The following is a 17,789-nucleotide window of genomic DNA, read 5'->3' as shown; positions in this document are numbered from 1 at the left end:
CTCCTTCTGCTTAGCGGGCATGTGCAGGTCGTCGTTCGACAAACTACAGCATGCAGTGTCATCGAGAGCAACGGACAGGGCCCTTGAGCCCCCATCAACCCACACCTGCATAACAGGCGTGCCCTAGTCATTATCATCAGTGCGTCCAAGCAGCAGCATCGTAGCACGCCACATCTGCTATGTGAGCGGCGCTGGCGATGGGACCGTCACCGTTGAATAAAGGGGTTTGCAGGAGCGGCGTCGGACGTCGAAATCCATACGCTCTTGGTCTCAAGAAATTCGTTGATGGACTTCATTCCGCTCTCTCGCCCTATGCCTGAACCTTTGATGCCTCCGAACGGCATCATGTAACTGACCGCCCGATAGGTATTTACCCAGACCATGCCGGCCTTCAACGCCTTCGTCATCCGGACAGCGCGTCCGATATCCTTGGTCCACACTCCGGCCGCCAAACCGTAGATAACGTCATTACCAATTCGAACGGCGTCGTCCTCGTCGTCGAATCCGATCACGGAGAGAACCGGTCCGAAGACCTCCTCCTGTGCAATTCGCATGTCGTTCGTGACATCAACGAAGATTGTCGGCTCAACGAAGAGACCATTGGCAACGTCATCACCCTCGGCGCGCTTGCCGCCGAGAACACATCGCGCGCCTTCCGTCCGCGCCACGTCGATGTAGTCGAGGATCTTTTGGAATTGCGGCGGTGTAGTCACCGGCCCGATATTGACGTCCGGCAGCATCGGGTCACCGATCCTCGCGGTTTGGCCCATCCCGACCAGCTTCTCTACGAAACGGTCTTTGATCGAGTTCTGGACAAGAAGCCGTGAGCCCGCGATGCAGGTCTGGCCTGTCGCTGCGAAGATACCGGAGACCACACCGGCCGCGGCTGCGTCGAGGTTGGCATCATCGAAGACGATGTTCGGTGACTTGCCGCCGAGTTCTAGTGAGACGCGCTTGAGGCCTTTCGCGGCGGACTGATAGACGGCCCGACCCGTCACGTCGGAACCAGTGAAAGTAACCTTGGCAACGTCCCTGTGCTCAACGAGCATCGCGCCGGTCTCCGCGCCGACCCCTGTAACGACGTTGAACACGCCGTCAGGGAAACCGGCCTGTTTCGTCAGTTCCATATATTCAAGCGTGCTGGCGGAGGTGTATTCAGAGGGCTTGATCACCACCGTGCAACCCGCAGCGATTGCCGGCGCGCACTTCCATGCGATAAAGAGCAGCGGTGAGTTCCAAGCAGTTAATGCAGCGACGACGCCAACTGGTTCGGACGTCGTGTAGGTCAACAGATCCGGCTTGTCGATCGGCACGACCGAACCCTCGACCTTATCCGCCAACCCCCCGAAATAGTACCACCACTCCGGGTGGTAGCGGACCTGCCCTGCCATCTCCGCCAGCAGCTTGCCATTGTCACGCACTTCAATTTCAGCGAGCCGATCGGCGTGCTCGGCAACGAGATCACCCAGTCGGCGCATGAGCTTACCACGCGCAGAGGGCGTCATCGTAGCCCACGGGCCGTCGTGCAGGGCCCGGCTGGCGGCGGCAACGGCGCGATCGACGTCTGCGCGGTCAGCTCGTGGGATCTGCGCCCAGACTTCTCCAGTGTACGGATTGACGCTGTCGAACCATTCGCCACTGGTCGGATCGCAGTACTGCCCGTCGATGAAGAGCTGGTATTTCTGCATCATGTCGTTTCCCTGCGTTCCATCGCATTGCATCCGTTCACCGTAGCGGCGGTTCTTCCCGCGGCGCTGACGCGCCAAGCTGCGCTGTCAAGCGGTCTTTCCCGCCAGTCGGCTATGAGAGACGCCGCGAAGAGAAGCCGCGTCTCGTCGACCCCCGTATGGATGCCCATTGCGTGCAGCATTGACGCGACGTCCTCAGTCGCAGCGTTGCCCGTCGCTCCCGGCGCATATGGGCAGCCCCCAAGCCCACCGATAGAGCTGTCGAAGGAAACGATCCCTGCCTGCAACCCCGCGAGCGTATTCGCGAGAGCCTGGCCGCGGGTGTCATGAAGGTGAAGCTCGAACTCCGTTGTGGAAAACCGCTCCCGTAACTTCCTGGACACCGCGAAGACCTGTTGCGGGTTGGCGACCCCTATCGTGTCGCAGAGTCCGATGCGCGTAGATCCAGCTTCGACGAAGCGTGCGACGATCTCGGCCACGCGGTCGGGCGGGACTTCGCCCTCGAACGGACAGCCGAAGACCACCGAGAGCGATATGCGCGTCTTCAATCCCGCCTGCCGTGCATCGCTTTCCAGCATGACTAATTCGTCGAGAGATTCGGCGGTTGAACGGTTAAGATTGGCCTTGTTGTGGGACTCGCTTGCCGAGAGGACCAGCGTGACCCCTTTCGCACCCGACGCCAGCGCGCGCTCTAGACCCCGACGGTTTGGAACAAGCGCAAAGCTTATCACGGACAGGTCTGCGATCTCTCTCGTCACCGTTTCGGCGTCGGCGAGATTGGGGATCCACTTCGGATGGGTGAATGACGTCACCTCGATTTCCGTCAGGCCGGCAGCTGCAAGTCGACGGATCAGTTCGATCTTTTGCGCCGTTGGAAGGTTCTCGGGTTCATTTTGCAGGCCGTCGCGGGGGCCGACTTCGACAATCCGAACATTGGAGGGCACGTTGAGGTTCGTCACTTCCGAAAGGCTCCTTCCAGAATGCCCACGAGTCCGTCGTAGGTTACGTCGCGAGGGTTGGGTCGGATCTGGCGTTCGTTGGTCATGCCGTCGCGCGCCAGCGCCTCAATGGCGTCTCTCGGAACATCGAGATCGTCGAGATAGACCGGAATGCCGATATCTCGCGACAGCGCCTCGACCGCCGACACGGCGCGCTCGGCTCCTTCGCGGAGAGACAGATGCTCCACCTTCTCACCCATGGCGACTGCGATGTCTCGATAGCGTGAGAGCGCGCTTCTCAGGTTCCAGCGCATCACATGAGGTAGCAGAACCGAGTTAGCGATGCCGTGGGCAACGTTGAACTGTCCACCGAGTGGCATTGCGAGACCATGTACCATGCCCGTTGCCGCACTACCAAATGCCAGCCCGGCATAAAGGCTGGCCGTCAGCATCGTCTCGCGCGCTTCGATATCGGCACCGTGAAAGACGGCAGTGCGAAGTGATGCGGAGATCATGGTGATAGCGTCAATAGCGAAGCGGTCCGTCAACGGCTGGGCGAAGCGAGAGACGTATGCTTCGATCGCATGAGTCAGGGCGTCCATCCCGGTTGCCGCGGTCACGGCAGCGGGAAGCCCCAGCAGCAATTCTGAATCAAGGATTGCCGCGTCTGCGAAGAGATGTCGGCTGACAATTCCCTTTTTGGTCTTCTCGGATTTCAAGCTTAGAACGGCGACGTTTGTAACCTCGCTCCCGGTGCCCGCCGTCGTCGGAACCATGATCTTCGGTACCGCGGGGTTGGGCACCTGGTCGATGCCGAGATATTCGCGCACGTCCCCTGGGTTTTTTACAAGCGCAGCCGCGCATTTGGCGACATCGAGAACGCTGCCCCCTCCGAGCCCGACGACCAGGTCGCATCCGGAACGTCGAGCGTGTTCAACGCACGCTGCCACGGTTTCAATACTGGGGTCGGGCTCCACGTCCCGAAAAATCTCTACGTCGTATGAGGCGAGCAGTTGCTGCACGTGGTCCGCTATTCCGGCCTTGACGAGCCCCATATCGGTAACGATCAGAAGCTTCGATCCGCGTAGCCTCTCGACCTCCTCAGGCAAAGTCCTGATCTGTCCGCGGCCATGCACGATGCGTTCTATCGACCCGAAGACGGTAGCGCTTGCCATTCCCATCACACTCCCCTGTAGCTGTTCAGACGATGCCGCGACGGCGGAGGTCGTCGATAGCGTCGGAATCGTATCCGAGTTCCTCACCGAGGATCTGATCGGTATGCTCGCCGAGCGCGGGGCCGACCCACCGGATTTCGCCAGGAGAGTCCGACAGTCTGGGTACGACGCCTTGCATGGTGAGGGCGCCGTACTCTTCGCTTGGAACCTGCACCAGTGCGCCACGTTCTAGGAAATGCGGATTCCGAGAGATTTCGGCAGCGTCGGACACAGGTCCTGCCGGGACACCGCTCTCTTCGAGAATGGAGAGAAGATCGGCAAGCGTGCAGGTACGCGTCCAAGCCGCAACGATTCCGTCCAGTTCCTGTTGCCGATCGCCTCTGGCCCTGTGCGTCGAGAAACGCGCATCGCTCGCGAGCTCCGGTCGATCCATCACCTGCGCCAGTCGGCGGAAGATTGCGTCGCCATTGCCGGCGATAAGTATCCACTGGTGGTCGGCCGTCGGATAGAGGTTTGACGGTGCGATGCCGGGCAGAACAGTGCCTGCGCGTTCCCGGATCAAGCCCGTGGCGGAGTATTCCGAAAGGACGCTTTCCAGGACACCGAGAACCGCATCGGTGATGCCGACGTCGACGATCTGGCCCCTCCCCGTCGTTCGGCGAGCGTTCAGCGCGGATAGCACGCCGATCGTGGTGAACATCCCAGCGAGACTGTCGCCGAGCGAAAGCCCTGCCCGAGGAGGTGGGCGATCGGGGAATCCGCCAAGCGCCCGCATGCCAGCCATGGCCTCGGCGACGGCGCCGAAACCAACCCGTTCGGCGTAGGGACCCGTTTGACCGAACCCCGAAACGCGCGCAACAATCAGTCCTCGGTTGCGCTCGAGCAATTGAGCCGGCGCCAACCCCCACCGCTCAAGCGTACCGGGGCGAAAATTTTCCACGAGTATATCGGCCTGCGACAGCAACTGCGCCGCAATTTCAACTCCCTCAGGCTTGCGGAGGTCGAGAGTCAGAGACCGCTTGTTGCGCGCGATCACTGGCCACCAGAGGGACTTGCCTTCGTGCTGAACTGTACCCCACTGACGCATCGCGTCACCACTCCCGGGGGGCTCGATCTTGATGACGTCGGCACCTTGGTCCGCCAGTAGCTGCCCACAGAACGGGCCCGCGATGAACGACCCCATCTCAATGACATTCAGGCCCGCGAGAGAGCCCGCATTTGACGCTTCGCTCATGCCCGTGCTCCCGCCAGGATGACAATTTCGCCACGCTGGCGTGCACCGCCCATTAGGGCCTCGGCATGTCGTTTCTGCGCACTTCCCGCATGGTCGGAGATTGCCTTGATCGCTGCGTCGGCGTCACCGCGCCGGACCAGACTAAGGATGTGACAGTGCTCGGTTACCGTGCGCGCGCGGCCCGCCTCGGTCCGAATCTCCAGCCAGCGAACCCGCCCAAGCCGGGTCATTACGTCCTCGATTGCCCGTACGAAGAAAGCGTTACAGGACAGACGAGCAAGCTCTACGTGGAAATCGCGGCCCGCTCGGTGCCACTCGTCGTGGGACATGTCCATGGCGACGGACACCACCATCTCCTCGATTGCATCGATCTGTTCACCGCTCGCACGGCTACAGGCCAGAGCCACTGCCCCTCTCTCCACTGCTCCCCGGAACTCGAATGCCCTCTCCATTTCTTGAAACGAGAGTGGCGTGACCGCCCATCCGCGGGCGTCACGTTGAACAAGCCCATCAACCTCTAACCGGGAGAGCGCCGCGCGCACTGGCGTCCGTGAGCCGCCGTATTTCGACTCCAGGATCCGTTCGCTCAACCGCTCCCCAGGCGCGACAGCCATTGACATGATGTCGTCTCGGATCTGGCTGTAGAGGTGATGCATCTGGGACAAGCGCACACCCGTTCTGCAGTTGGGATACCAAGTAGTATACCGCGGCTCCCAACGGGCGAAAGCCCTCATACGAGGGCGTTGATGCGCTTATAAGCACGGATTACCTGACTGTCGTCGGCCGCTCCGTCACCCGCACCAGATACCGACAGGAACAATTGGTGAGCCATAGCGGCGAGCGGAAGGGCAGTCTTCGCGTCCCTCCCCGCCTCCATTACGATGCCGAGATCCTTCACGAAAATGTCGACGGCGCTGGTGATCGCCGGGTCGACCTCGAGCATTCGAGGCCCCCGATCCCGGAGCATCCAACTTGACGCGGCCGATCCCCCGATGATCTCAAGTAGAACTGAATTGTCGAGACCGACCTTAGATCCCAGCGACAGCGCCTCGGCGGCGGCCGCGAGGTGAACGCCGCAGAGCAGTTGATTTATGGATTTCACGACTGCGCCTTGACCCGGCTGCTCGCCCACATGGTAGAGCTTGGAACCCATCGCCGAGAGTACCGGTCTGATCAGTGCGAACAGCTCCTGAGGACATGCAGCCATCATCGTCAGCGTCCCGGCTTCCGCACCGGCGACGCCACCGGACACCGGACAGTCGACGAAGGCGTGTCCCGCTGCGCGGACCCGCTCGGCCAGCTTCTGCACGGCGCCCGGAGCACAGGTCGACATAAGGCAAACTGTGCTCGCCGGCTCCACCATGTTTAGCGCGCCCTCGTTGAAGAGAACGCTTTCCGCCTGATCGGCATCAACCACCATGAGGATCAGGATATCGGCCCCCGCACAGACCTCGGCGATGGTCGCTGACGCTTCCCCGCCTTGCTCTGCAAGCCGGTGCATCGCCTCGCGCCGCAAATCAAAGCCGCGAAGACGAAAGCCGGCTTTGGCGAGGTTGACGGCCATAGGAAGCCCCATGGACCCAAGACCAAAGAACGCGATGTCGCTCAACTGTGACCCCACTTTCAGTTAGTAGAGTGTGAATGCCGGCACATAGGAGATCAGTCCCAGTACCACGAAGGCGACGAGATAGAACGGCCAGAGTTCGCGCACGACCGAGATGATCGGCACCCGTGCCAAGGCCGCGCCAATGAACAGGGTCGTGCCAATCGGCGGTGTGAACAGACCAATCGACAAGTTGACAGCTACCATGATCCCGAGCTGGATCGGGTCCATCCCGACTTCCTGCCCGATCGCGACGAGCATCGGTCCGAGCAGTAGGATTGCGGCGGGCAGATCAAGGAACATCCCGATGACCAACATCATGCAGTTCATTGCAAGGATGATCAGCCACTTGTCACGCAACGTTTCCATCGCCCAGGCAGCAACTGTCGCTGGCACGCGCTCAGTTATGAGAACGTGACCGACAAGACTTGAGGCAGTGATGACCAGCATGACAACTCCCGTCGTCACGGCGGTGGTGATAAGCGCGTCGAGCAACCGCGACAGCGTCAGATCGCGGTAAAGGATAACACTGACCAGCAGGGCGTAGGCAACGGCGATCACGCTGACCTCTGTCGGCGTGGCAACCCCCAGCCGGAGAAGGGCAACAATGAATATCGGCATGATCAGCGCCGGCGCCGCGGTGGCCACGGCTTGGCCGATCCCGCGCAGACCAACTTGGGTGGACAGGCGGGGGAACCCCCGCATTCGACCGCTGGCATAGCACACAAGCATCATCCCGGCAGCCAGCATCAGACCTGGTAGAACTGCGGCCAGGAAGAGTGACGCGATCGACGCGTTCGACACCGTCGCAAAGATAATCAGAGGGATGGAAGGCGGAATCAATCCGGCGATAACCGACGACGATGACGTAACAGCTGCGGCAAATGCCGGCGGATACCCTTCCCGCTTCTGCCAGGGAATCAACATCGACCCCAGGGCTGACGCTTCGGCAACTGCTGATCCTGAAACACCACCGAAGATGGTGGAGCCCACGACGGTAACTTGACCTAGGCCACCATGGAACCGACCGACGAGCGCGGCGGCGAAGTCAACGAGCCGCTTGCCAAGCGTGCCGGACATCATGAGCGATCCAGACAGAATGAAAAAGGGAATGGCCAACAGCGGAAAGCTTTGGGTCGGCTGAAACAGCTTGACCACCGCAATAACTGGTGGAACGCCGCCCAAAAACAGAACGGCAGAGCCGGCAGCAATTATCAGTGCGTAGCCGACCGGAAAGGCGAGAATTAGCAGAACAGCAAAGACAGCAATCATCATGGCCGTCATGTTGGCTAACCCTCTATTTCGCCGTGGTGGATGGATCTCGGATCTTCGGTAACCATAACGCGCACGAATGTAGTAAGCGACATCGCCGCAATACCGAGAAAGCCGAAGATCATGGCGGCATACGCGTAAAACTGGGGAATCCCGGTGACCGGAAAGAGTTGCTGCCCCGTGATCTGGATCACATCAATGGCGATGTAGGACAGAAAAATAAAGGTCGCGAAGACGAGCAGTTGCATCGCTGCCAGCAGTATCCGTGCAGACGCCCGGCTCAAGGAAGAGAGCAGGATGGGGACGGCGATATGTGCACCGCGATGCGCAGCAAGCACGATACCTCCCATGACCATCCAGGGAAAAAGCAAGTTGGGCACTTCGGCCGGCCAGCCGAGGCCCCGATTGGTAAGGTAGCGCACGATTACGTCGGCCATCAGCGCCAGAAATATTGCGACAAGAGAGAACACCGCAATCGCCGAGGCGACGTAGCGCACAACCTCTTCAACCATGACAATGACACGCAAGGCAGGGGAACCCTCCTCGCGTGTCGTTTTGGTTTCAGTCGCCCGCGACTCCATCTTACTTCTTGGCAGCCGCCGCAGCCGCAACAACTTCGTCGACGAGGTCGGGGAACTGCTCACGCCATTTGCCGTACACAGCTTCCGTCGCTTCTACGAAAGCGTCCGCTTCCACCTCATTGAATTCGATGCCGGCCTCTTCGAGCGTGGTCCGCAATTCGGCTTCGTCGTTCAGCGAACGTTCACGATTGAAGTCGCCCGCCTCGATGCCTGCCTCCCGAATAGCTTCCTGATCCTCCGGCGAAAATGTATCGAATATCGCCTTACTCGCTAGAAGCAGAGTAGCCTCGTACTTATGATTTGTAAGCGAGATATACTTCTGGACCTCGTGTAGCTTGGAAGAATAGATGTTGATCATGGGATTCTCCTGCCCATCAACTACCCCCTGCTGCAGGGCAATATAGAGCTCGGAAAAAGCGAGCGGCTGTGGGTTCGCACCAAGCGCCGTAAATATGTCTATCGTCATCGGGTCCGGCGGCGTCCGAATTTTCAACCCTGCCAAGTCTCCGGGCACGTTGATCGGCCGAACGTTGTTACTGGTCTGGCGAATGCCGTTGTCCCAAAAGCCGAGAACGACCAGGCCCTGCTCTTCTGCGGCGGCACTGAGCTTCTCCCCGAACGGTCCGTCCATGACCTCCCAAGCTTGCGGCAGACTTTCAAACAAAAAGGGCAAGCCCAGGAGGGCAAATTCCGGAACCACTGCGGACGACGTGCCTTGTGAGTTCGCGCTGAAGGCGAGCGTGCCAAGTCGCATGTTGGTGAGCGCCTCGGCATCCTCGCCGAACTGGGCGCTGCCTCCAACGTCGATATTGACCCTGCCCTCGGTCTTTTCAGCGACGAGCTCGGCGAAGCGGATCGAGGCGTCTGACTTCGGATTCCCCGGCGCGGCGTTGTGAGACAGCTGGTACTGAGCCGCGGCAGGCCCAGCCGCGAGCAACACGGCCGCCACACAGGCGAGAATCTTCCTTTTCATGTAAACCCTCCCAAGTTCACGATTATAGTTAGTGCGACCTGCGGCCAGCCGCCGAAGCGTATGCCGCGTGGGATACCGATGTCAAACCGCCCCTTCTGTGCGTTGTGGCATGATCCGGCAGCCCTCGACCGTGACTCACGCAGCATCGATAATGCCGTCCAGAGTGATGGAACCACGTCGTCAACGATTTATCGTTATGACTCAGCAGCGAGCTAATCCTGTTGGCAGCCGACAGGCGGCAGGAATGTGGCAACATATGAATCTTTGGACTGCGGGCGGCGCGCATCCTCTGCCTTTTTTGACCTGACAGCGCGTTAGCCATTTCCACCGGATATGCTGGACGTCTGCGGGGAGTCAGTTGGATCGGCGAACTAAACGTATCTTGTGATCACAGATATGATCTTGCAGCATGCGCGCTGCACGGGTACCGTCGCGTGGGGCGCAGAGAGGGCGATAGAGAGGATCCTGCGGATGAACGGTCCCGACATCGAAGCCGTGCGGCAGGGCCAGGCGGCCCATGCGGCTCTGTTCGACGTTTCCGGAAAGGTCGTGCTTATCACGGGTGCGGTGGGTGGAATCGGCGCATTTATCGCCGGCGCCTTTGCAGCGGCGGGAGCCCGCCTCGTCGTTGCAGACCGCAGTGCCGAGGCGGCCAAGCGGCTCGCGGATCAGCTCGAGAATACCACGGCGGTTTCCCTCGACGTTGCGCACAAGGCCTCCTGCGCCACCGCCGTGAGTGCCGCAATGGAGGCTTACGGCGGACTGCATGTCCTCATCAATTGCGCCGGCGTGAATACGCGGTTGCGGCCGGAGGCGTATGACAAGGCCACCTGGGACCAGATCGTTGACGTTAACCTCAAGGGCACGTTCCTCATGAGCCAGGCGGCCTATCCCGCGCTGAAAGGTGGCGGGAAGATCGTCAACTTCGGATCGATCCTGTCCCTGGCATCGAATGCGGTCACTGCGCCTTATTCCGCCAGCAAGGGCGGTGTGCTGCAGCTGACGCGATCGTTGGCCTGCGCCTGGGCGGAGGACGGCATTTCGGTGAACGCCATCCTTCCGGGCTGGATCGACACCCCCCTGTCCCGACAGGCTCGGATCGACATCCCGGGACATGCCGAGCGTGTTGTCGAGACGACGCCGATGCGACGCTGGGGCATGCCAGCTGATCTGGTGGGCGCTACCATATTTCTCTCCAGCTCCGCCTCGGACTTCGTGACTGGCGCGCACGTCGTCGTCGATGGCGGTGTAATGGCGCAGGTATGATGCTCGATTCTCCTCCACTGAACCTCGTTCCGCTCGAAGCCCGTACCCAGGCATTGTGGCTCCAAGTGACAGATGCGGACTGGTCCCGCCTCTCTGCTCCTGACGCCAAGCGCATCGCGACCCTGATCCTGTCCGCCCGACGGTTCGAAGAGAAGATTCTCCAGCTTGACAAGCTGGGTCTCGTGCACGGCCCGGCGCACTCGAGCCTCGGCCAGGAGGGCGGCGCCGGGGCCTCGGTGGCGGCGCTCCCGACCGGAACCCTGATCAACGGCACCCACAGAGCTCACCACCAGGTCATCGCAAAGACAATAAACGCGCTCTACTCGAGCGACTTCGACCCCGCAGCGGGCCTCTCGGACAGGATGCGCGACGAGGTCCGGCGAGTGATGCACGAGATCCTCGGTCTCAAGGACGGCTGGACAGGCGGGCGCGGCGGATCAATGCACCTGCGCAAGGCCGATCTGGGAGTCATGGGCACCAACGCGATCGTTGCGGGCGGCCTGCCGATCGCATGCGGTCACGCCTTTGCGGAGAAAGTTCGTGGCTCGGGTACCTTGACCGTCAGCTACTTCGGAGACGGTGCATTGCACCAGGGCGCGACGCACGAAGCGATGAACCTTGCGGCCCTCTATCGCCTGCCACTTGTCTTCTTCCTCGAGAACAATCGTTACGCCGTGTCGATGAGCATCGAGCAGTCGACTTACGAGACGGAGCTCATTACGCGTCCTGTTGCACACGGCATCCCTGCCGTGAAGGTGGACGGGATGAATCCGCTTGCCGTCTGGCTGGGCACTCGCTGGGCCGCCGATCAGGTCCGCGCCACGGGCGGGCCTGCCTTCATCCAGGCGGATGTCTACCGCTACTATCATCAGAGCTCGTCGGTTGTCGGCAGCGCCTTCGGCTACCGAACCAAGGAGGAAGAGGAGGAGTGGCGTGCCCGGAGTCCCTGGGAGTTTTTCCGCGGGGCACTTCTCGCCCGGGATGTCGTCCCAGAGGAAGAACTTGAGGCAATCGACGCCGCTGTCGTCGACGCGGTCGAGTCAGCGGCGGACTCGTGCATCGACGGCAAAGGCCGAGCGTCGCGGATCAAGCCGGAGCTCTGGCCAGACATCGCTTCTGTGGATCTGCATCTGACGACCGACCTGCGCGAGTTCGCCGGTGTCCGATATCGGGAGGCCGAGGACTTCGCGGCAGACGAGATGTCGGAAATGTCGTATATCGAGGCCGTGCCGCGGGTTGTGGGAAGGGCAATGGCCCGCGATCCGTCCATCTATCTGTTCGGCGAGGATGTCGCAAACCTCGGAGGCGGCACGGTCGGCGCCACAAGGGGGCTGCTGGAGCAGTTTGCTGGCCGGATCGTCAATACGCCGATCACGGAAAACGGGTTCTGCGGCTTGGCGACAGGCGCCGCCATGTCGGGCCTCAGGACAATCGTTGAGCTGATGTACAGCGACTTCTTTCTGGTCGCGGGCGATCAGCTTCTTAATCAGGCCGGAAAGATACGGCACCTGTTCAACGGCACGGCCGATGTCCCACTCGTGCTCCGGTGCCGTGTGCCGGGCCGCGAAGGCTATGGATCGCAACACTCGATGGACCCGTCCGGCCTGTTCGCTCATTTTCCTGGCTGGCACATCGTCGCCCCGTCCAACGCTTTCGACTATGTCGGTTTGATGAACGCGGCACTGCTCTGCAACGACCCTGTGCTGGTGATCGAACCGCAGGAGCTGCATCGGCGCAAGACAATGGTGCCGACTGCCTGCGACCACGTCCTGCCGCTCGACAAGGCGAGAGTCGTAAGCGAAGGCAGCAGCATGACCCTGCTCGCCACGCTCTCCATGGTTGATGTCTGCGTCAAGACGGCGAAAAGAATGGGGGTCCGTGCCGACATCATCGACCTGCGCACCCTTTCGCAACGGGACATGGATTATGACACTATTGGCAACTCCATCGAAAAGACCGGGCGCGTCGCCATCATCGAGCAGACGACACGGGGTGCGAGCATCGGCGCGATCATTGCCGACGAAATCCAGCGGCGCTTCTTCGACTATCTCGATCAGCCGGTGAAGCGGGTGACAGGCCGGTGGGCACCGCCGGTGGTCTCGAAAGTCCTCGAGAACGCTGCGCTGGCGGGGCCCGGCGATGTCGAAGCGATGATCGTGGAGATGTTTGCCGAGTCAGGTCTCAACATCGGCACGTTGCAATGAGCTTCAGTCTCGCCGGGAAGACCATCGTCATCACCGGCGCAGCAGGCGGCATCGGAGCGGAGATCGCGACGATCTGCGCCTCCCTCGGGGCCGCGCTGGTACTCGCCGACCGGGAAACACCCGGTGCGGTCGCCGACCGGCTCGCCGCCTCAGGTGCGGAGGTGACCACGGCCGCTTTCGACGTGCGGGACCGGGAAGCCACCGAGGCGCTTATCGATGGCCTCCCCAAGCTCGACGGGGTAGTGGCAAACGCCGGCTGGTGCCCCTGGGATGATTGGGCCGATGAGAACTGGGACGCGGTATTCCGCGACGTGACCGACGTGAATGTACTCGGCGTCATCAACCTGATGCGACCGGCACTCACCCGAATGACGAAGAGCGGTGGGGGTCGGGCTGTTATTCTCGCTTCGGTCGCAGGCCGGATGGGCGGCCTCAAGGCCGCGCCCCACTATGTCGCGGCGAAGGGCGGCGTCATCGCAATGACAAAGTGGATGGCTCGCAAGGCGGCTCCTTACGGTGTCACGGTCAATGCAGTAGCCCCTGGCGCCACGGCGACGTCCATGACCGCAGGACAGGAGTTCGACAACACCGGCATCCCGCTGCGTCGTGTAGCACATCCCCGAGAAATCGCATGGCCGGTAGCGTTCCTCCTGTCGGACGCGGCGAGCTATATCTGTGGCACCACCCTCGACGTCAATGGCGGCGTCTACATGAACTGAGGCTGCGGATGACGAGCGCCTTTGATGGATTGGTTAAGCGCCAGCCGCGCACCACCATCGCGGACGAGGTCTACGAGGATATTCGGCGGCTTCTCATGACGGGCGCCATCCCGCCCGGCGAGAAAATTACCCTCCGCGGGCTTGCCGCGCTCACAGGCACAAGTCCGATGCCGGTACGCGACGCCGTGCGGCGTCTCGTGACCGAAGGCGCTTTCGACCTGATGCCGTCACGCGGCTTGCGGGTTCACAAGCCGAGCCTCTTTGAGTTTCGTGAAGTGGTGAAGATTCGTCTGGCCCTTGAAGGACTTGCAACGGAGGAGGCTGTTGCCCACCTCACCGCGAAAGACATAGACCGGATTGCAGCCTTGGTGGCACGATATGAAGCGGTCGGCAAAGCCGAGCCGCTCGATCCTGTCCAGGTGATCGATGCTAACAGACGGTTGCATTTCGCCCTCTACGAGGCGTCGCGGATGCCGGTCCTCGTCAACATGATCGAAACCATTTGGCTGAAAGTTTCGCCGATCTTCTCGCTCAGCATGTCGAGCAAAGATCGTCGGGCGGACGCGTGGGAGTCGTTCGATCACCATCGACGCCTTCTCGTTGCATTGGAACGCCGTGACGCGGCGATGGCGCGGCTGGCGGTAGTATCCGATATACAGGATGCTGCCTGCTACATTGAAGGCTCAGAAAAGCTCGCCTAAGTTACTCACCACGGCGAACGAAGGCAGCCGACCGCCACCTCAGCCGCGTCCCGGGGCAGCTACAGTCAGAGTTTCGAGGGCAACCACAGCGCAAGGGCCGGGAACAGCGCCACCAGCAGCAAGCCGAGGAGCTGCATGACGACGACCGGGGTGACGCCACGATAGATATCGGCGGTCGAAACTTCCGGCGGAGCAATCCCTTTCAGGTAGAACAGCGCATAGCCGAAGGGCGGCGTGAGAAACGATGTCTGAAGATTTACGGCCATCAGCACGGCGAACCAGATAAGAACTTCACCCGAGTGGGCGAATCCGGAGCCGAAATCGAGGCCGGCGACAATCGGCGTAAACAGCGGAAGGACGAGAAACGAGATCTCGATCCATTCGAGAAAGAAGCCCAGGACGAACACGATCAGCATGATGGCGATCAGCACCAGGGCCGCGTTGTCGCCGATGATCCCGACTGCGTCCTCGATCATCTCCTGCCCGCCGACGCGCTGGAAGACGAGGCTGAAGGCCGTCGCGCCGATGGCGAGAACCAGGATCATCGCGGTCGTAAGCGTGGTCTCTTTGAGGCTCTCACCCAGAACACGGAAGGACAATTGACCCTTTGCCAAGGCAAGAAGAAGGGCACCCAGAGCCCCAATGGCCGCGCCCTCGGTTGGAGTCGCCAGACCGACGATGATGGAAACGAGCACGCTCGACATCAGCAGCGCGGGGACGATGAGATTTGCGAGCACCCGCAACAAGGTCGCGCCGAAGCTGCTGGTTGCTGTGCGCGGACTCGGCGGCACTCTGGCGGGGCGGACCAGGGCGAGGAACACGATGTACGCTGCGTAAAGCCCTCCGAGAAGGAGGCCCGGGAAAAGAGCCGCGGCGAACAGATCGCCGATTGGCACCTGCATGATGTCGCCGAATACGACGAGCATGATAGAAGGCGGGATCAGGATCCCGAGCGTGCCGGAACCCAGGATAGTGCCAATCGCAACTGGTTTGTCGTAACCTTGCTTGAGCATCATCGGCAACGCGAGTGATCCCATCAGAACCACCGACGCACCGATGATGCCCGTGCTCGCCGCCATGATGATCCCGATCACGATGACGGCCAGGCCAAGCCCGCCGGCGCGGTTGCCGAACATGGCTTCCAGCTCCGTCAGAAGGCTAGCTGCAACCTTCGACTTCTCCAGCATGATGCCCATGAAGATGAACAGCGGGATCGCCGCCAGGATCCAGTTCTCGAGAACCGCGCCGAACACCCGGCTGACGACCAGGAGAAACGAGGTCATCGGGACGTCGCCCACGACCATGAAGATGACCGAAAGGCCTCCGAGGAGGAGCGCGACCGGGTAGCCGGAGAAAATGCCTGCCGCGAGGGCGACAAGCATCATGGAAGGTACGACATAGCTCATGTCAATTCCTGGTGGGTCGAGGTGGCAACGGTCGCGATTGCGTCTGGTCCCGAGAGAAGCAGACCGGCATTGCGGACAATCCGACCGATACCGGCGCCAAGCATCAGCAGGCTGCCGATGGGCAATACGGCCTTGACCAGGTAGCGGTCTATCAGCCCACCGCTGTTTGATTGTTCGCCAAACTGGTACGCGTTTGCTGCGAACGACCACGAGAACCAGAACAGCAGCGCAAAAAACGGGACCAGCAGAACGATATCCCCGACCATGTCGATGATGATGCGGGTTCGAGGAGAGAAAGATGAAGAAAACACGTCGACCCGCACATGACGGTCGGCAGTGGTCGCGTAAGCCGCCGAGAGCATGATGAGCAGCGCGAAGATATGCCACTGCAGCTCGCCGATGCCCGTCATTGTCAGCCGATCGCCGAACAGCGGGACCGAGGTGTCCCAAGTTGCAACGGTACTGTAGCCAAACCAGGCACCGAGAACGCCCAGGCTGACAACGATCACCAATACAAGAACGAGTATCGAACTCGCCCAACCGGGCGCTGCGCTGAATTTCATCAGCGCAGCCCCGAACCTAACCAAGCCGGGGCCGAGGGAGCGATTTGCCATTACGGGTTCAGTCCAGGCTCTGCAATTCGTTCCAGCGCGCCCGCGAGTCGATGTGAGCGGTGAGCGATTGATAGGCCTCATCGAAGATCGGATCGTTGGCCCGCTCCTCGGCGATCACCTCGTCCGTGGCGGTACGCAGCGCAGCGAGCACCTCATCCGGGAACCGCTTGATCTGGGTGCCGCCCTCCTCGAGCTGGCTCAGCGTTTCGGCCTGCTGCTGAACCGCGCTCGTCATCGTCCAGAGGAACGACGAGCGGCATGCCGCCGTGATCTGGGTCTGCTCGAGTTCCGTCAGGCCGTCCCAGAACCCCTTGTTGAACGTGATCGAGTTGATGCTCGACGGCTGGTGCCAGCCCGGAAAGTAGTAGTAGTCGGCGGCCGTCTGGAGCTGAAGCGTCACGTCGATCGTCGGCAGCGAAAACTCTGCCGCATCGATCCGCCCGCGTTCGAGCGCCACGAATACTTCGCCACCAGGAATCAGTTGCGGGGACACGCCAACCTTGGTCAGGGCGCGACCGGCGAGGCCGCCAATCCGGAACCGCAAGCCCTGAAGGTCTTCAACCGTGTTGATCTCCTTGCGGAACCAGCCGGCTGGCTCGGCCGGAACAATGACGCAGGGCAGGAACTTGATGTTGTGGGGGTCGTACGCTTTCTGAACGATTTCGAGGCCGCCACCTTCCCATATCCACTCGGCCAGAACCTCTGGAGGTGGGCCAAAGGGGAGCGAGCCGATGAGATTCGCCACCGGAATCGTGCCACCCCAATAGCCGACCCAGTCATAGCCGGCAGACACCGCGCCAGTCGAAACCCCGTTCAGCACCTCGAGAGCGGGAACGAGTTCGCCGGCACCGTGGATGTTCACTGTAGTTTCGCCGGCGGAGATTGCTTCGAGCGATTCCTTGAAGCTCTTCAGCCCATCTCCAAGAAAGATCATGTCCTCGGGGAACGTGCTGGCGATGTCTATTGCGGTCGCGTTTGCCGGCAGCACAGAGGCGCTGATCATGACCGAAACGGCTGCGACAGTCGAAATCCTGTTCATGGTTCCTCCCTTGATGAGCGAGTCTCGCCTACGCCAACGTGCACGGGCCAATCTACTCGATGGTGAGCCTAGCCGGTGAGTATGGCGTGGTCACCCCATTTGTGATCACTAATCAAGGTTTTCGGGCGTACATAAGCTGGCTCCGGGACTGAGCCGATGGACGCCCCCCATGGCAAGCAGGCACTACTCGGGCCATCACGCGGCGGCTGGGTCGTGGCGCCAAGGAACCTACTGCTGGCTCCTCTCGGAAACCGCGCTCGTTCCTTTTCGGTTTCATATCCTCGAGCACGCATAAATTAGTAACCGTCCGGTCTAACCGCTCTGCCGCGGTGTGAGAGTGCGGGATAGTGTCCACCATTGATAGTGGACATTGTGG

The 17,789-nt window shown here is 61.0% G+C and carries 16 protein-coding genes; 4 read left to right on the top strand and 12 right to left on the bottom strand.

The window, feature by feature from the left end; genetic code table 11:
* Positions 1-206: 206 nt before the first annotated feature.
* The 9 genes from Q0938_RS09115 to Q0938_RS09075 form a co-directional block, all read right to left on the bottom strand.
* Positions 207-1,691: an aldehyde dehydrogenase gene (locus Q0938_RS09115; RefSeq protein WP_299361216.1), complete on the bottom strand. Its 1,485-nt coding sequence runs from the start codon at positions 1,689-1,691 to the stop codon at positions 207-209.
* Entirely contained in the window at positions 1,688-2,647 is a 960-nt protein-coding gene (locus tag Q0938_RS09110; RefSeq protein ID WP_299361214.1) for a hydroxymethylglutaryl-CoA lyase, read from the bottom strand. The genes Q0938_RS09115 and Q0938_RS09110 overlap by 4 nt, the downstream gene beginning before the upstream one ends.
* Positions 2,644-3,807 carry an iron-containing alcohol dehydrogenase gene (locus tag Q0938_RS09105; RefSeq protein ID WP_299361212.1) on the bottom strand — a complete coding sequence of 388 codons (1,164 nt, stop codon included), beginning with the start codon at positions 3,805-3,807 and terminating at the stop codon, positions 2,644-2,646. Before Q0938_RS09105 ends, Q0938_RS09110 begins: the two co-directional genes overlap by 4 nt.
* A 19-nt stretch (positions 3,808-3,826) precedes the next feature.
* Positions 3,827-5,035: a CoA transferase gene (locus Q0938_RS09100; RefSeq protein WP_299361210.1), complete on the bottom strand. Its 1,209-nt coding sequence runs from the start codon at positions 5,033-5,035 to the stop codon at positions 3,827-3,829.
* On the bottom strand, positions 5,032-5,691 hold the full coding sequence (locus Q0938_RS09095; protein WP_299361656.1) for a GntR family transcriptional regulator: 660 nt from the start codon (positions 5,689-5,691) through the stop codon (positions 5,032-5,034). The genes Q0938_RS09100 and Q0938_RS09095 overlap by 4 nt, the downstream gene beginning before the upstream one ends.
* Positions 5,692-5,765: 74 nt before the next feature.
* Complete coding sequence (locus Q0938_RS09090) at positions 5,766-6,644, bottom strand: NAD(P)-dependent oxidoreductase (RefSeq protein WP_299361207.1); 879 nt, start codon at positions 6,642-6,644, stop codon at positions 5,766-5,768.
* 18 nt (positions 6,645-6,662) lie between these two features.
* Positions 6,663-7,922 carry a TRAP transporter large permease gene (locus Q0938_RS09085; RefSeq protein WP_299361205.1) on the bottom strand — a complete coding sequence of 420 codons (1,260 nt, stop codon included), beginning with the start codon at positions 7,920-7,922 and terminating at the stop codon, positions 6,663-6,665.
* 5 nt (positions 7,923-7,927) lie between these two features.
* Positions 7,928-8,491, bottom strand: coding sequence for a TRAP transporter small permease (locus Q0938_RS09080; protein ID WP_299361203.1), 564 nt, complete (start codon positions 8,489-8,491; stop codon positions 7,928-7,930).
* Position 8,492: 1 nt separating this feature from the next.
* A complete protein-coding gene (locus tag Q0938_RS09075; RefSeq protein WP_299361201.1) occupies positions 8,493-9,464 on the bottom strand; it encodes a TRAP transporter substrate-binding protein in 972 nt (323 codons plus the stop codon).
* Between the two features lie 471 nt (positions 9,465-9,935).
* Between Q0938_RS09075 and Q0938_RS09070 the strand changes: the two genes are divergently transcribed.
* Genes Q0938_RS09070 through Q0938_RS09055 form a run of 4 tightly spaced genes read left to right on the top strand, consistent with a single transcriptional unit; the run spans position 9,936 to position 14,354 of the window.
* Complete coding sequence (locus Q0938_RS09070; RefSeq protein ID WP_299361200.1) at positions 9,936-10,730, top strand: SDR family oxidoreductase; 795 nt, start codon at positions 9,936-9,938, stop codon at positions 10,728-10,730.
* Complete coding sequence (locus Q0938_RS09065; RefSeq protein ID WP_299361198.1) at positions 10,727-12,934, top strand: thiamine pyrophosphate-dependent enzyme; 2,208 nt, start codon at positions 10,727-10,729, stop codon at positions 12,932-12,934. Before Q0938_RS09070 ends, Q0938_RS09065 begins: the two co-directional genes overlap by 4 nt.
* Positions 12,931-13,653: an SDR family NAD(P)-dependent oxidoreductase gene (locus Q0938_RS09060; protein WP_299361196.1), complete on the top strand. Its 723-nt coding sequence runs from the start codon at positions 12,931-12,933 to the stop codon at positions 13,651-13,653. The genes Q0938_RS09065 and Q0938_RS09060 overlap by 4 nt, the downstream gene beginning before the upstream one ends.
* 8 nt (positions 13,654-13,661) lie before the next feature.
* Positions 13,662-14,354, top strand: coding sequence for a GntR family transcriptional regulator (locus Q0938_RS09055; protein ID WP_299361194.1), 693 nt, complete (start codon positions 13,662-13,664; stop codon positions 14,352-14,354).
* A gap of 65 nt (positions 14,355-14,419) precedes the next feature.
* On the opposite strand, the gene Q0938_RS09050 is transcribed toward Q0938_RS09055, so the two are convergent.
* From Q0938_RS09050 to Q0938_RS09040, 3 genes are read right to left on the bottom strand one after another with little or no spacing between them, the layout of a single operon-like run.
* Positions 14,420-15,760, bottom strand: coding sequence for a TRAP transporter large permease subunit (locus tag Q0938_RS09050; protein ID WP_299361192.1), 1,341 nt, complete (start codon positions 15,758-15,760; stop codon positions 14,420-14,422).
* Positions 15,757-16,323, bottom strand: a complete 567-nt coding sequence (locus Q0938_RS09045; protein WP_299361190.1) for a TRAP transporter small permease subunit — start codon at positions 16,321-16,323, stop codon at positions 15,757-15,759. The genes Q0938_RS09050 and Q0938_RS09045 overlap by 4 nt, the downstream gene beginning before the upstream one ends.
* Positions 16,324-16,381: 58 nt before the next feature.
* Positions 16,382-17,413 (bottom strand): TRAP transporter substrate-binding protein, encoded by a 1,032-nt coding sequence (locus Q0938_RS09040; RefSeq protein WP_299361188.1) that lies wholly within the window; start codon positions 17,411-17,413, stop codon positions 16,382-16,384.
* Positions 17,414-17,789: the final 376 nt, after the last annotated feature.

Origin of the sequence: uncultured Paracoccus sp. (genome assembly GCF_947496875.1) — a bacterium.
Taxonomy (GTDB): Bacteria; Pseudomonadota; Alphaproteobacteria; order Rhodobacterales; family Rhodobacteraceae; genus Paracoccus.
The sequence above is the reverse complement of the archived record's forward strand: the minus strand, read 5'-3'. Positions and strand labels throughout refer to the sequence as shown.